The sequence below is a fragment of the Micromonospora sp. NBC_00860 genome (assembly GCF_045207375.1).
Classification (GTDB): domain Bacteria; phylum Actinomycetota; class Actinomycetes; order Mycobacteriales; family Micromonosporaceae; genus Micromonospora; species Micromonospora vinacea.
On the sequence record NZ_CP108825.1, the window covers coordinates 7049332 to 7062356 of the forward strand.

Consider the following 13025-nt stretch of genomic DNA (forward strand, 5'->3'; position numbering starts at 1 on the left):
CGCCGTCGGGAGGGGGCCCTTTCTGTTTCTGGTCTCAGATCCGGCTCATGGTGGAGGCGTAGCCGCCTCCGCCGGGGTAGGTCCACTCGCCGGTGACCGTGGTGTCGTCGGCGCTGAACGTGCCCTCGTAGTACGCCGGGCTGCCTTTCGCGCCGGCCCAGATGGTCAGCTTGTCGCCGGCGAGTTCGTAGACGTAGTCGAAGGTGTTGCCGGTCGTGTCGTAGAACCGCGACACCACGTCCGGGCCGACCGGCTCACCGAACGGGTGCAGGTTGCCGATGACTTCCAGCCCGGTGACGGGTTGGCCGAACTGACTCAGTTCGACGTGCTGAAGCAGGAAGAACCGGCCAACCATCCACTCGTACCGCACGGTGCCCTCGGCGCCGCCGGTCACCGACCAGGTGCCGACCAGACGGTCCAGGGCGGTGAGTTCTGCGCTCGGCTGGGTGTACTCAGACATCGGGCCCTCCTCGGTGGGTGCTTGCCGGTACCTCGAAGGCGGCGCTCGGGCTTTGACGTCGACGCGACGTGACCCAGGTCACTCTGTCTGGGTGTCAAGGTTCGCGGTGCGGCCACGAGGTAGCGGCAAGCACCCACCACGGAGGAATTCATGGCCACCACCGCAGCCACCGTTCCCACCCGCCGCCGCTCGTCCGAGCGCCTGCTCCTTGCCGGCAGCCTCGCCGGACCGGTGTTCTTCGCCTCGGCCGTGACGCAGATGCTCACCCGGGAGGGCTACGACATCACGCGGCACCCGATCAGCCAGCTGGCCACCGGACGTCTCGGCTGGATCCAGATCACCACATTCGTGCTCGCCGGCCTCGGCGCGATCGCTCTCGCCGTCGGCGCCCGGCGCACGCTCACCGAGGGCACCGGCCGACGTGCGCTGCCAATCTTTGTCGTGATCTTCGGTGCCGGGCTCGTCGCGGCCGGGGTGTTCACCATGGATCCGGAGTACGGCTTCCCGGTAGGGACTCCGGACGGGCCGGTCGGCGAGATGTCCTGGCACAGCATCGCGCACTCGGCGGCGGCCGCCATCGCCTTCACCGCGCTGGCCGTCGCCGCCATCGTGCTGTCCATCCGTCACATCCGCCGTCGGGCTGCCCTGCCGGCCCTGCTGAACGGCCTCGCCGCGCTCATCCTGCTGATGCCGATGTCGCCGAGCCGCATGAGCATCCAGATCGCGGTGAACGGCCTGGTCGCCTTCACATGGACGACGGTCCTCGCCCTCTCCCTGCGTCGTTCGAGCCGAGCGGCGTAGCGTGACCCGAGCCGCGCGAACACGAGGACGACCATGAAGTATCTACTGCTCAGCTACACGCCGGCCGCAGCCTGGGACGCCGCGACCGCGGACACCCCGTCCGACGAGGCGCTGGCCGCGTTCGCCGCGTACCAGCGGTTCGAACAGGAACTGATCGAGACCGGCGAGTTCGTCAGCAGCGAGGGACTCGGCCACCCGGCGGTCAGCACCACGATCCGCAGGACCCCGACCGGCGTGGTGGCCACCGATGGCCCGTTCGTCGAGCTCAAGGAGGTCTTGGCGAGCTTCGCGGTGATCGACGTGAGCAGCCAGGAGCGCGCCGTCGAGATCGTCTCGCGGATGGTCGATGTTCTGGGCGAGCCGATGGAGATCCGGCCGATCATGGGCGCGGACTTCGTGGCATGACCAGCCGCATCCTGCGTCGCCCGACGGCGGCATGTCGAGAGGGCACACGAACGGCAGCACCGGCGTGACGCCAGACGTCGAGTACCTGCTGCGCACCGAGGCGCCGCAGGTTCTCGGCGCGCTGGTGCGGCGCTTCGGTCACTTCGACATCGCCGAGGACGCGGTCCAGGAGGCCCTGCTCGCCGCGAGCAGGATGTGGCCGGCCGACGGCGTACCGGAAAACCCGCGCAGCTGGCTGATCCGGATCGGGTACCGGCGGATGGTCGACCTGCTCCGCACCGACCAGGCCCGACGCCGCCGCGAGCGGCACGCCGGCTTGAGCGAACTGGCGATGCGAGACCCGAGCCGGCGGACAGGCCCTGCGCCGGAAACCGATGACAGTCTCACGCTTCTGCTCCTGTGCTGTCACCCCGCGCTGAGCCCCACCTCCCGGGTGGCGCTCACCCTGCGCGCGGTTGGCGGCCTGACGACCACCGAGATTGCACACGCCTACGGGACGACCGAGAACACCACGGGCGCCCGGATCAGCCGCGCAAAACAGCAACTGGCCCGTGCCGGCGCCCGGTTCACCCCGCCAACCGACGCCGACCGCGACAGCCGGCTGAACGCGGTCATGCAGGTGCTCTACCTGATCTTCAACGAGGGCTACACCGCCTCGACCGGGGACGAACTCGCCCGCGTGGACCTGACCCGCGAGGCGATCCGGCTGACCCGCATGCTCCGCGATGCCCTGCCGGGCGACCCCGAGGTGACCGGGCTACTCGCCCTGATGCTGCTGACCGAGTCGCGGCGCGCTGCCCGTACCGACGGCGACGAGCTGGTGCCGCTGGACGAGCAGGATCGGACACGGTGGGATCACGAGCTGATCCGCGAGGGCACCGAGCTGATTGACAGCGTCTGGCCGCGGCGCGAGATCGGTGCGTACCAGCTACAGGCGGCGATCGCGGCCGTGCACACGGCGGCCGCGTCGCCGGACCGGACGGACTGGCCACAGATCGCGGCACTGTACCTGGGACTGGAACACCTCAGCCCGACCGCACCGGTACGGCTGAGCCGGGTGGTCGCAGTCGCGCACGCGTACGGGCCGGCCCGAGGGCTGGCCCTGCTCGACAACCTCAACCGGAGCTACCACCTGGACGAGGAACCGCTGACCCGGCAACGCGAACGCGCGATCCGCGCACATCTGCTCGAGATGACCGGTGACACGGCCGGCGCGGCCACGTGGTACCGCGAAGCAGCCGCCCTGACCCAGAACCAGGTCGAACAGCGCTACCTCCAACGCCGGGCCACGGCCTCGGCTGACCGATCCTCAGTCGGCGGCACATCGGCGCCATGAGCGGGCGCTTCGGCGTTCAGCAGGCGCTGCCGGTGGGGTGGCAGGTTGGACACCTTTACGAGGTTGAATGTAGCCTTGCGGCTACGTACCCATTCGGTTACTTTGGCGTCATGGACGCCGTGTTGCACGCGCTGGCAGACGAGAGCCGGCGCACGGTTCTCGATATTCTCCGCGACCACCCGGCGAGTGCAGGAGAGCTGGCCGAGGCTCTCCCGATCGCTCGCCCGGGCGTGTCCCGGCATCTCCGCGTGCTGCGGGAAGCCGGGCTGGTCGACGTACGCCAGGACGCGCAGCGCCGGATCTACACACTCCGCCCGGAGGCGCTCGTCGAGGTCGACGAGTGGCTGGGAGAGTACCGCCGGCTCTGGGTGAACCGGCTCGACGCTCTTCATACCGAGGTCACACGAGGAAAGAAGGCGCGACGATGAGCACGATCGCGACGATGCGAAAGCTCGACGAGACCCGCGGAGCGGTCCGGGTCGAGAACCTCTACGACACGGACATCGGCGACCTCTGGCAGGCGTGTACGACACCCGAGCGGCTGGCCCGCTGGATGGCCCGGGTCGACGGCGACATGCGGGTCGGCGGCACGATCCAGGCCGTCTTCACGAGCAGCTGGACCGGTCCGGCGCGCATCGAGGTGTGCGATGCGCCCCACCACCTGCTGCTGACGACGAAGCCGGGCACGGACCACGAGGGGCAGATCGAGGCGTGGCTGACCGAGGAGGGCTCCAAGACCCGGCTGGTGGTCGAGGAGCGCGGCCTGCCGATTGGGAGTCTCCCGTTCCACGCCTCTGGTTGGCGGGTCCACCTCGAGGATCTCGGTCGGTCGCTGGAGGTCGACGGTCCGGTCCATCCGGAGGGCTGGGGCTCCGATGCCCGAGCGCCAGGCTGGGAGGAACGCTGGGAAGAGCTCACGCCGGCATACCAGCAGGTTGAGATCGGCTGATGTCGGACCTGATCAGGCTCAGCTTGACCACGGTCAATGCGCCCGACGCCATCGCGCTCGCGCGGTTCTACGCCGAGATCACCGGCGGGGTCGCGAAGGGCGACGAGAGTTGGGCGCTCGTCGAAGGGCCGAACGGTGACATCGGGTTCCAACAGATCGATGACTACCGGCCGCCCACCTGGCCGGATGGCGAGGTGGGGATGCAGATGCACCTCGAGTTCTTCGTCGACGACCTGGAGGCGACCGGAGCGCGTGTGCTGGCAGCCGGCGCTACCCGATTCGAGCATCAGCCCAACGCGGACCACTGCTTCGTGTACGCCGACCCGGCCGGGCATCCGTTCTGCCTGTCCCTGTGGGGCGTCCCGAGAGTCGGCGACTGACTCAGCTCGCATCGCGCTGGCATGATCAATCGGTGCGGCTGATGATGTTCACGGTGGGGCCGATTCTGCTGATGTGGCTCTTCATGTCGCGCGTGCCTCGAATCCGATGGCTGGTTGCACTGTGTCTCGCAGGGTTGACAGTGCTCGCCGGCACGCTCATCCACTTCCTGCCGCGCGGCTTGTGGGAGATCTCGCTTACGTGCTTAGCCGTGGCTGTGCTGGTGGTGGTTGCCGCCCGGCTGTACGAACACCGCCGACTGGGACCCGGGAACCAGGCCGGAATGGTCGTGTCGACGCGCCTGCTCGCCGGCTGGCTGTTGGTGGTGCTCTGTTGTGGCGCAGTGCTCGGGCGACCAGGGCCATTCTTCCCGGCGACCGACCAGGTGCTGCCGTTGCCGAACGGCCTGCAAGCCACGGTCCTTCCGTACGACGACGGCAACTGCGGCTCAGGATCGTGCCAACGGACGATCACGGTTACCGGCCGAACCGGCCAATCCGGCGAGGACCTTTACGCGGAGGTGAAGCGGCATGTCAAGGCACGAGGGTGGGGCCGGGGGTGCCGACCTGTTGGCTGGCTGCTGGACCGAAGCACGGAATGCATCGAACTGGCCGCGGACGCCGGTCAGGTAACGATTTCCCTTTCCGGCAATCGGGACGACCTCCGACATCTGACGACAATCGATTGACCGCCGCCCGCGGACGAGTTGGCGAAGTGTCCTACTCGGGCGAGGTGTTGTACTGGTCGAGTGTCGCCTTGGACGTGGACGCATCCCGGAATGTGAGCTCCCAGGGGCCGGTGTTGACGTCCATGTCCTTGCCGAACCCGACCCATTTCCCGGCCATCCGTCGGCCGGTCGGCTCCACCAGTAGCTGGATCGCGCCGTGGTACCGGGCTCCCCGGTAGTAGCCAGCGTGATCGGTCTGCTCCACCCAGGTCCCGGTGACCACGGCACCGTCCACGGTGAGGTCCAGCGACAGCGACGATGCCGCCGAACCGGGCAGGCTGCGTACGGTCAGTCGGTCGCCGTGCTGGAGCACGACCACGAAGTGCTGCCCGGCGAATGATTCTCCCCGGCCGCTGGAGTGGTACTGGTAGCGGCTGAGCCAGACGCCCTCGTACGACCCGCGGACTGCGAGTGGCTTGGGCGTTGGCGTGGCCAGGTGGGCCATGGGCGAGGTCAGGTCGTGCCCGCCGTGCTGATCATCGACGACCTGGCCATCGGGTATCGCGGCGAAGCCGAGCAGCGAGACCTTCATGCCCGCCACGATAGCGCCGCGTCACCTCAATGTCGCCCTCGGTGCGCCCTGAGGTCGGGCAGCGCACTCCGGCTGGGCCTGCCGCCGGTTCCCGCCATCGACGGGGCAACGAGAGCTTCGATCAGCATGGCTTCGTGTTTGCTCGATGTACTGTCCGTAGCAGTGGTTCGCCGTCCGGGTGTGAACTGTCCCGTTTGGCAATTGGGGGCGTTGCCGTGTCGCATGTCGATCCGCGCTTCGGTGCCCAACTGCGTGCGCTTCGGAGCGAACGTGGGCTGTCGCTGCGAGCGCTGGGTCAACTCGCTCATCGGGGCAAGAGCCACCTGCACGATCTGGAAACCGCTGCGAAGGCCCCCACCCCCGAGACGGCGAGGCACCTCGACGAGGTGCTGCGAGCCGACGGGGCACTTGTCCGCCTGGTGGACGAGCCCGTCGATCACGACACCGAGGCCGGGGAATTGTTGGCTCGGGTGCGGGTCAGCGATGTCAGCGCCGAGACGCTTCTTCGGATCGAGGCGGGTGTGGATGACCTGGCGAGTGCATACGCCCTCGTGCGGCCGGTTGATCTGCTGCCGCTGGTGCGTCGCCAGTTGGCCTACGTGGGGCGGCTGCTCGACGGTCGCGGGACGTTGGCGCAGCGCCAGCGGCTCGTCGTTGCCGGTGGTTGGCTGACGGTGCTGCGGGCGACGGTCCACATCGATCTGCTGCAACAGCCCGCCGCAGGCGCTCATCTGCGTACGGCCATGGTTCTTGCCGAGCATGCTGAGCATCCGGAGATCCAGGCGTGGTGTCTGGAGACGCAGGCGTGGGACTGGCTCACCCGGGGTGACTGCCGGCGGGCGATGGACCTTTCGCGGCAGGCGCAGCGGGTGGCGCCGCGGGGTAGTTCGGCGTACATCCAGGCGACCGCCCAGGAGGCCCGGGTGTGGGCGCGGTTGGCGGACGTGCGGCGGACGCGTGACGCGCTGGATCGTCTGGAGCGGTTGACAGCGAACTTGCCGGTGCCGGAACGGGCCGAACACCACTACCGGTACGACCCCACGAAGGCGTTGGCGTACACGGCGACCACGCTGTCGTGGGCGGGTGACCCGGCCGCCGAGCAGATGGCCCGGACCGCCTTGGCGGAACTGGACCCGCGCGGCGATGGTGGTGATCGGCCACGGCGATCTGCTTCCGCCCGTCTGGATCTCGCGATGGCACTGTTGGCCGCCGACCAGCCGCACGAGGCGAGCGTCGTCGCCGCCGACGCGGTCAGGTCCGGGCGGGTGGTTCCCTCGAACTGGTGGCGGGCGCGGGAAGTGCTCCGGAAGGTCGAGCACACCGGGACAGCGGAGGCGGCAGCATTTCGCGAGGTGTACGAGGCGTATCGGCCCATGGCTCGATAGCGGACGACACGCGCGACCAGCGGACACTCGTTAGCTTTCTGTCACCGCCTGTTCACTCGAAGCTCTGAGTGAGGGCGGGATCAGTACGAACAGGGTGCCAAAGCGAAACCACCTGCCCCTGACAGCGGAGGTGGGAATGAGCGGCAAGGACGACATCGGTACGCCCAACACGGGCGAGCAGATCGACGCGGCCGAACGGGAAGAGGCCAAACGGCGGTTGCTCGCGCAGGCCGAGGCGGAGCGGATACCGGCCGAGGAGACGACTCGGGCCGTGCCGGATCGGCGGTGGCGTGGTGAGCCGTGATCCGGTGCCGATCGGTCGACGGGTGGCCTATCTGCGGGTGCGGCGGAGATTGTCGCAGCAGTCGTTCGCGGACCGGTTGGGGAAGTCGAAGAGCTGGGTGGACAAGGTCGAGCGCGGGGTCCGTTCCCTGGAGCGGCTGTCGACCATCCGGGAGATCGCGGCCGTGCTGAGGGTCGATACCGCAGCCCTACTCGGTCGTGATGTCGAGCCCGCCGGGGTGGCCGAGCGTCGTGCGGGCGTCGCGCGGATTCGGGCGGCGCTGTCGGCGTACCCAATGGCTTTTGGGCGCCAGACGGACCGCGACGTGATGTCGCACGAGGGGTTGGCTCGGGAGGTGCGGCACGCGTGGATGACCTACCAGCACGCCCGGTACCCGCGTCTGGTCGAGCTGCTGCCCACGGTGGTGGCCGAGGTGCATCGCGCCCACGCGCTGGACCCGGAGGTTGGACGCGCGGCGGTGGTGGAGGCGTACCGGGTGACGGCGGCGCTGCTGGTCAAGCTGGGCGAGGGGAGCCTCGCCTGGCTGGCGGCCGACCGGGCGATGTCGGCCGCTGGCAATGACCGGGTGCTGCTTGGCTGCGCGGCGGTACAGCTCGGTCAGGTGCTGCGGGCATCGGCCCGGGCGAGGCCGGTGATGCTCGCCGCCGCTTCCCGGATCGTCTCTGGCACTCCGCAGGAGTTGTCGCTTCGTGGCTCGCTGCTCGTGCAGGCCGCTCTGATCGCGGCCCGGGCCGGTGACGACCGGTCGGTTGGTGAGCTGCTGGACGAGGCCGCCAAGCTGGGCGTCCAGGTGGGCGACGGCAACGACCATCACCGGACCGCGTTCGGGCCGACTGCCGTCGAACTGGCGCAGGTCGCCGCTGCCGTGGAGTTGGGCGACGGGTCGCAGGCGGTTGCCCGGCACGAGGAGGCGATCGGGCGGGACGGGTGGCGGTGGCTGCCGGTCGAGCACCGCGCCGCGCACCTGATCGACGCGGCGCGCGCCTACCTGCAGACGGATGACCCCGCCAACGCCGCCCGGGTTCTGTTGCGGGCCGAACGCATCGCACCCGCCGAAATCCACCATCGGCCAGCCGTGCGGGACGTGGTCGCCCAGGTCGCCCGCGACCCGGACGCCCCAGCCACGATCACCCAGCTCGCCTTCAACCTGGGGGTGCTGTGAGCATGCGGCTACTGTCCCTCGGCTGCTCGGCCGTTGACCACGCGACATCGATCTGTTTGGCTGCCTTCGCGATGACCTTGAGTACCCCTCACATAACGGGAGATAGCCATGTCCTTCGGTGCCGCAATCAAGTCGGTCTTCAGCCAGTACGTCGGCTTCTCTGGTCGGGCCCGCCGATCTGAGTACTGGTGGTGGACCCTGTTCACCATCCTTGTCAGCATTGTCGCCGCCATCTTGGACAGTGCACTGGGACTGACCTTCGTGGATGGATCGACGACCGGCTTCATCGGTCTTATCGCCTCCCTGGCTCTGCTGCTGCCGTCGCTGGCGGTCGCGGTGCGGCGCCTGCACGACACCGACCGGACGGGGTGGTGGCTGCTGATCGCCTTGGTGCCGTTCGTGGGCGCCATCGTCCTGCTCGTGTTCTTCGTATTGGACAGCACCCCCGGAGCGAACCGTTTCGGCCCCAACCCCAAGGGCTGACCCCAGTCCGCGCCCAGCCTGACCTGATCAGCCCGAGAGTCTGACCACCTGGTGTCAATTGCCAGTTTCGGGTGTAGACGGCCGACCGGTGTGCCTCGGCACACCGGTCAGCCGTCCACCTCGCGATCCAGTCGAGTTACCTGCCGCCAATCAGCTGGCCGGTTGGGCGGACGCGCGTAGTGCTGCGGCCAGCCACTCGTACGGAAACTGCTCCGGCGGCGCACCGTTCACGACGGTGACCAGCTCCATGTACCTGTCGAACGGACCCTCCTGCTCCGGTGGCGTGCGGTCCCACTCCGCGCCCTTGCGCATCTGGTCGGCCGCCTGGATCCGGAACTCCGGTGTGTCCGGGATCCCGGGGCTGTCCGGCGTCGCGAAGATGCCGGTCAGCCACCCGATCCACTGGTTGGCGATCTCCCGGCCCCTGGGCGAATCCGGCGGCACCCGCTCGCGCGCCGCGTCCATCACCGGCTGGCCGATCGCCGCGCCCTCCTCCAGGGCGTCCAGCATCGGCGACGAGGTCATCAGCGGCCCGGCCCCGGTGGTGCACGCCTCGTGCAACTCACGGCGTACGGCCTGCCGGGCCTCGTTGTCCCGGACCAACTCGGCCAGCTCGATCCACGCCTCCAACTGGGCCGCGGTGGGATGGTCGGGCAGCTCCGGTCGGGCCGCCCGCCACCACTCGACCATCCGCGCCGGCGGCTCCCAGCCTGCGGAGACCTCGGTCCAGAACTCGTCGATCAGCCGGTCACGTTCCTCGTCCGACAGGCCAACGAGCTTGTGCATCAGCGTGACCTGCTCGGCTGTGGAGTCCTGTCGCAGGATGGCCGACAGCACCGCGCGACGGGTGCGCAGCCGTGCCTCCTGCCGTTCCAGCAGGGCCAGGTGGGTGGCGGCCAGCTCGCGCAGCGTCGCCTCGCCGGCCAGCACCCGCCGGATCTCGTCCAGGCCGGCGTCGAGTTCCCGCAGCGTCCGGACCAGTTCCAGCCGGGCGATGGCCGACACGTCGTACAGGCGGTGGCCGGCCGGGGTGCTGGCGGCCGGCGTGACGATGCCGGCGTCCGCGTAGTACCGGACGGCACTGACGCTCAGGCCGGCCCGCCGGGCGACATCTCCGATGGCGTACAGCTCGTTTCGGTCCACGACGCCCACTATGCGATCTCAAGCGGCTTGAGATACAAGCCCCACATCAGGTCGCCTGGCAGATTTCGGGAGACGTGGACGCGCTTGAGGCCGGCGGGGGCTCATCGTTCGGCGTCGTAGGCGCGCTGTGCCCGCTCCACCTCTCCGAGATGGGCGTCGGCCCACGTGGTCAGGTGCGCGAAGAGCGGACCGAGGCTGGCGCCCAGCTCGGTGATCTCGTAATCGACCCGGGGCGGCACCTCGGCGTGGTAGGTGCGTGTCACGAGCCCGTCGCGTTCGAGTTGGCGTAACCGTTGCGTGAGGACTTTCGGTGTGATGCTGGTCAGCCGGCGCTCCAGCTCCACGAATCGCTGCCGACCGTACTCGTGCAGAGCCCACAGGATGGGTGTGGTCCATCGGCTGAACACGATATCGACGACCGGCGAAACGGGGCAGGCTAGCTCGGGATTCGCTGACCGTTGCATGTGTCCTCCGTTACAGATCCAATACTATCCTCTAGGTACCTACTATATCGACGCTACTAACGTCTCCTCCAGCCGCGCGAACGACGCGGTCGACCTGGAGGTTCAGACATGTTCGTCGTGACAGGCGCCACTGGGAATGTTGGTCAGAGGCTTTTGTCGATCCTCGCGGCGTCGGGCGCTGCGGCGACGGCGGTGTCCCGTGCGCGACGCCCGGTCGTCGTACCAGACGGGGTGCGCCACCATCGCGCGGACCTCGAGCAGCCGGAGAGCCTCAGGCCGGCGCTCGCTGGCGCCGAAGCGCTGTACCTGCTCGTGGAGGGCGCCGGGGCGCATCTCAACGTGCCCGAGATCCTGCGGGTCACCACGGCCGCCGGCGTGAAGCGCATCGTGCTGCAATCCTCGCAAGCGGTCGGCACAAGGCCGACGGCCGCCTCGCATGCGCCCCTGCACGCCATCGAAGACCTTGTGCGCAGGTCCGGCCTCGGCTGGACGATCCTGCGCCCCGGCGGCTTCGCCTCCAACGTTCTCGCCTGGGCCGAGCCGATTCGCAACGGACGGGCGGTGGCCGCACCGTTCGGCGATGTCGGTCTGCCTGTGATCGACCCGGACGACATCGCCGAGGTGGCGGCTGTCGCCCTCCGTGACGGCGCCCACGACGGTCACACGTATGAGCTGACCGGTCCGGCGCTGAGCACACCACGTGAACGGGTTGCCGATCTCGCTACCGCGCTCGGCGAACCGATCAGCTTCATCGAACAGACGCCCGACGAGGCCCGCGAACAGATGCTGCGGTTCATGCCACCACCGGTGGTCGAGGGAACGCTGGCGATCCTCGGCGCGCCGACCGCACGGGAGCAGCGGATCAGCCCGGACGTGTCGGAGGTCCTGGGTCGACCGCCACGCTCCTTCGCCGCATGGGCCGGGCGCAACATCGACATCTTCCGCTGACGCGACCGGCCATTGCGCCAACCCTTCCCTCCACCGATGACCGGACACCCTTGCACGGCTGTCCGGTCATCGGCAGAGCCGTCAGCGGCTGATCGAGCTTTCGCTGCGGATCAGGGGACGATCACCACGCCGCCGCGCACGCCGCCTTGGGCCAGCCGCTCGTGGGCGGCCGCCGCGTCGGCGAAGGGGTACACGTCGGCGACCCGGAGCGGGATGTCTCCGCTGGTGACGAGTTTGACCAGTTCGCCCAGGCGGGTTCCGTCCGGTAGCACCTCCAGCGCGAAGGTCCGGATTCCGCGCACCGGCTCCGGACGAAGCGGGGGTGACGCGGCCACGTAGCCGCCGCCGTCCCGAACGAGGTCCAGCAACGAGGAGCCGATCACCGCCAGGTCGACGACCGCGTCGAACGTCCCCGTCGGATCGTCGGTGCGCGACAGGAAGGCCGCGCCCAGCGACTCGACGAACTCGCGGTCGTCGGCTCCGGCGAGTCCGGTGGCGTGCAGACCGGTCGTCCGGGCCAGCGCCAGAACGAACCCGCCCACCTGCCCGGCGGCGCCGGTGACGAGCACTGTCGAACCCGCCGGGAGCGCGAGCAGGTCGAGTGCCTGGGCAGCGGCGAGACCATTGGTCGGCAGGGTCGCCGCCTCGGTGGCGGGGACGCCGGCGGGCGCGGAGGTCAGCCAGGCGGCGTCGAGGACTACGTACTCGGCGTGGGCGCCGGCCGTGGTTTGTAGCCACGGCGAGAAGCCGATGACCTCGTCGCCGATCGTGAACTCCTCGACCGACGGGCCGACCGCGTCGACGCTGCCGGCAACGTCCCAGCCGGGCGTGTACGGCAGGCCGGTCGGCAACGGGGCCGGGAACCGACCGGAGCGGACCATCAGATCAACCGGATGGACAACCGACGCCGCGACACGCACCCGCACCTGCCCCGGCCCCGGCTCGGGCACCGGCACCTCGGCCACGTGCAGGACCTCCGGCCCTCCGAACTCTGCATAGCTGACTGCGCGCATCGCCGTCTCCTTCGTGGGATTTCGTGCTCACCACGACCGTACGAATCGTCGGCACTATGAGAAAGTAGGTACCTTAAAGTGCCTAGGGCACCAACGGAGGAAAGAATGGCGACGTCAACCGCAGCGCAACGCCGCGAACAGGCCAAACGCGACTACGACGCGTTCCTGGATCAGTGCCCGACCCGTGAGCTGCTGAGCAGGCTCACCGACAAGTGGGTCGCCCTGGTGATCCCAGCGCTCGTCGACGGCCCGCAGCGGCACGGCCAGCTCGCCCAGCGCATCGCCGGCGTCAGCCAGAAGATGCTCACCCAGACCCTGCGCACCCTGGAGCGCGACGGCCTGGTCACCCGCACTGTCACTGCCTCGGTCCCGGTCCGCGTCGACTACGAGCTCACTCCGCTCGGCCATGAACTGTTCCCGGTCATGATCGCGATCAAGAACTGGGCGGAGACGCACATGGACCGCGTCTTCGAAGCCCGTACCCAATACGACGCACGCCCCTGAGAACCTGGACGCCGATTCACGGCCCCGGCGT

Annotated in this window: 17 protein-coding genes and 1 pseudogene; 13 read left to right on the top strand and 5 right to left on the bottom strand. The window is 69.0% G+C overall.

Annotated features, from left to right (window positions below; translation table 11 throughout):
- Positions 1–34: 34 nt before the first annotated feature.
- A complete protein-coding gene (locus OH804_RS32695) occupies positions 35–460 on the bottom strand; it encodes a hypothetical protein (RefSeq protein ID WP_196919675.1) in 426 nt (141 codons plus the stop codon).
- Positions 461–610: 150 nt separating this feature from the next.
- Here OH804_RS32695 and OH804_RS32700 point away from each other — a divergent pair, with 150 nt between their 5' ends.
- From OH804_RS32700 to OH804_RS32730, 7 genes are all read left to right on the top strand, one after another.
- Positions 611–1261, top strand: a complete 651-nt coding sequence (locus OH804_RS32700) for a DUF998 domain-containing protein (RefSeq protein WP_196919674.1) — start codon at positions 611–613, stop codon at positions 1259–1261.
- Positions 1262–1294: 33 nt separating this feature from the next.
- Positions 1295–1666, top strand: a complete 372-nt coding sequence (locus OH804_RS32705; RefSeq protein WP_196919673.1) for a YciI family protein — start codon at positions 1295–1297, stop codon at positions 1664–1666.
- A gap of 64 nt (positions 1667–1730) precedes the next feature.
- Positions 1731–3002: a sigma-70 family RNA polymerase sigma factor gene (locus OH804_RS32710; protein ID WP_307788520.1), complete on the top strand. Its 1272-nt coding sequence runs from the start codon at positions 1731–1733 to the stop codon at positions 3000–3002.
- Positions 3003–3112: 110 nt separating this feature from the next.
- Entirely contained in the window at positions 3113–3430 is a 318-nt protein-coding gene (locus OH804_RS32715; protein WP_406061488.1) for an ArsR/SmtB family transcription factor, read from the top strand.
- On the top strand, positions 3427–3951 hold the full coding sequence (locus tag OH804_RS32720) for an SRPBCC domain-containing protein (RefSeq protein ID WP_406061490.1): 525 nt from the start codon (positions 3427–3429) through the stop codon (positions 3949–3951). The genes OH804_RS32715 and OH804_RS32720 overlap by 4 nt, the downstream gene beginning before the upstream one ends.
- On the top strand, positions 3951–4331 hold the full coding sequence (locus tag OH804_RS32725; protein ID WP_406061492.1) for a VOC family protein: 381 nt from the start codon (positions 3951–3953) through the stop codon (positions 4329–4331). Before OH804_RS32720 ends, OH804_RS32725 begins: the two co-directional genes overlap by 1 nt.
- Before the next feature lie 32 nt (positions 4332–4363).
- Positions 4364–5017, top strand: coding sequence for a hypothetical protein (locus OH804_RS32730; protein ID WP_406061494.1), 654 nt, complete (start codon positions 4364–4366; stop codon positions 5015–5017).
- Between the two features lie 31 nt (positions 5018–5048).
- Here OH804_RS32730 and OH804_RS32735 read toward each other — a convergent pair.
- Positions 5049–5582 (bottom strand): annotated as a pseudogene (locus OH804_RS32735) (XRE family transcriptional regulator); the annotation flags it as partial.
- A gap of 221 nt (positions 5583–5803) precedes the next feature.
- Here OH804_RS32735 and OH804_RS32740 point away from each other — a divergent pair.
- The 4 genes from OH804_RS32740 (at position 5804) to OH804_RS32755 (ending at position 8922) form a co-directional block, all read left to right on the top strand.
- Positions 5804–6973 carry a helix-turn-helix domain-containing protein gene (locus OH804_RS32740; protein ID WP_406066757.1) on the top strand — a complete coding sequence of 390 codons (1170 nt, stop codon included), beginning with the start codon at positions 5804–5806 and terminating at the stop codon, positions 6971–6973.
- 136 nt (positions 6974–7109) lie between these two features.
- Positions 7110–7277: a hypothetical protein gene (locus OH804_RS32745; RefSeq protein ID WP_406061496.1), complete on the top strand. Its 168-nt coding sequence runs from the start codon at positions 7110–7112 to the stop codon at positions 7275–7277.
- On the top strand, positions 7267–8439 hold the full coding sequence (locus OH804_RS32750) for a helix-turn-helix domain-containing protein (protein ID WP_406061498.1): 1173 nt from the start codon (positions 7267–7269) through the stop codon (positions 8437–8439). Before OH804_RS32745 ends, OH804_RS32750 begins: the two co-directional genes overlap by 11 nt.
- 108 nt (positions 8440–8547) lie before the next feature.
- Positions 8548–8922 (top strand): DUF805 domain-containing protein, encoded by a 375-nt coding sequence (locus OH804_RS32755; RefSeq protein WP_406061500.1) that lies wholly within the window; start codon positions 8548–8550, stop codon positions 8920–8922.
- Between the two features lie 150 nt (positions 8923–9072).
- On the opposite strand, the gene OH804_RS32760 is transcribed toward OH804_RS32755, so the two are convergent.
- Both OH804_RS32760 and OH804_RS32765 read right to left on the bottom strand, forming a co-directional pair.
- Positions 9073–10065: a MerR family transcriptional regulator gene (locus tag OH804_RS32760; RefSeq protein ID WP_406061502.1), complete on the bottom strand. Its 993-nt coding sequence runs from the start codon at positions 10063–10065 to the stop codon at positions 9073–9075.
- A 101-nt stretch (positions 10066–10166) separates the two neighbouring features.
- Positions 10167–10472: a winged helix-turn-helix transcriptional regulator gene (locus tag OH804_RS32765; protein ID WP_406061504.1), complete on the bottom strand. Its 306-nt coding sequence runs from the start codon at positions 10470–10472 to the stop codon at positions 10167–10169.
- 165 nt (positions 10473–10637) lie between these two features.
- Here OH804_RS32765 and OH804_RS32770 point away from each other — a divergent pair, with 165 nt between their 5' ends.
- Positions 10638–11477, top strand: coding sequence for an NAD(P)H-binding protein (locus OH804_RS32770; RefSeq protein WP_406061506.1), 840 nt, complete (start codon positions 10638–10640; stop codon positions 11475–11477).
- Positions 11478–11587: 110 nt separating this feature from the next.
- On the opposite strand, the gene OH804_RS32775 is transcribed toward OH804_RS32770, so the two are convergent.
- Positions 11588–12490 (bottom strand): NADP-dependent oxidoreductase, encoded by a 903-nt coding sequence (locus OH804_RS32775; protein WP_406061508.1) that lies wholly within the window; start codon positions 12488–12490, stop codon positions 11588–11590.
- Between the two features lie 105 nt (positions 12491–12595).
- On the opposite strand from OH804_RS32775, the gene OH804_RS32780 reads away from it, so the two are divergent.
- Positions 12596–12994 (top strand): helix-turn-helix domain-containing protein, encoded by a 399-nt coding sequence (locus OH804_RS32780; protein ID WP_196919661.1) that lies wholly within the window; start codon positions 12596–12598, stop codon positions 12992–12994.
- Positions 12995–13025 lie beyond the last annotated feature (31 nt).

Excerpts from the sequence above, each read along its gene's own strand:
- OH804_RS32695 (WP_196919675.1), bottom strand. The coding sequence starts at position 460 with ATGTCTGAGTACACCCAGCCGAGCGCAGAACTCACCGCCCTGGACCGT.
- OH804_RS32700 (WP_196919674.1), top strand. The coding sequence starts at position 611 with ATGGCCACCACCGCAGCCACCGTTCCCACCCGCCGCCGCTCGTCCGAG.
- OH804_RS32705 (WP_196919673.1), top strand. The coding sequence starts at position 1,295 with ATGAAGTATCTACTGCTCAGCTACACGCCGGCCGCAGCCTGGGACGCC.
- OH804_RS32715 (WP_406061488.1), top strand. The coding sequence starts at position 3,113 with ATGGACGCCGTGTTGCACGCGCTGGCAGACGAGAGCCGGCGCACGGTT.
- OH804_RS32720 (WP_406061490.1), top strand. The coding sequence starts at position 3,427 with ATGAGCACGATCGCGACGATGCGAAAGCTCGACGAGACCCGCGGAGCG.
- OH804_RS32725 (WP_406061492.1), top strand. The coding sequence starts at position 3,951 with ATGTCGGACCTGATCAGGCTCAGCTTGACCACGGTCAATGCGCCCGAC.
- OH804_RS32745 (WP_406061496.1), top strand. The coding sequence starts at position 7,110 with ATGAGCGGCAAGGACGACATCGGTACGCCCAACACGGGCGAGCAGATC.
- OH804_RS32755 (WP_406061500.1), top strand. The coding sequence starts at position 8,548 with ATGTCCTTCGGTGCCGCAATCAAGTCGGTCTTCAGCCAGTACGTCGGC.
- OH804_RS32770 (WP_406061506.1), top strand. The coding sequence starts at position 10,638 with ATGTTCGTCGTGACAGGCGCCACTGGGAATGTTGGTCAGAGGCTTTTG.
- OH804_RS32775 (WP_406061508.1), bottom strand. The coding sequence starts at position 12,490 with ATGCGCGCAGTCAGCTATGCAGAGTTCGGAGGGCCGGAGGTCCTGCAC.
- OH804_RS32780 (WP_196919661.1), top strand. The coding sequence starts at position 12,596 with ATGGCGACGTCAACCGCAGCGCAACGCCGCGAACAGGCCAAACGCGAC.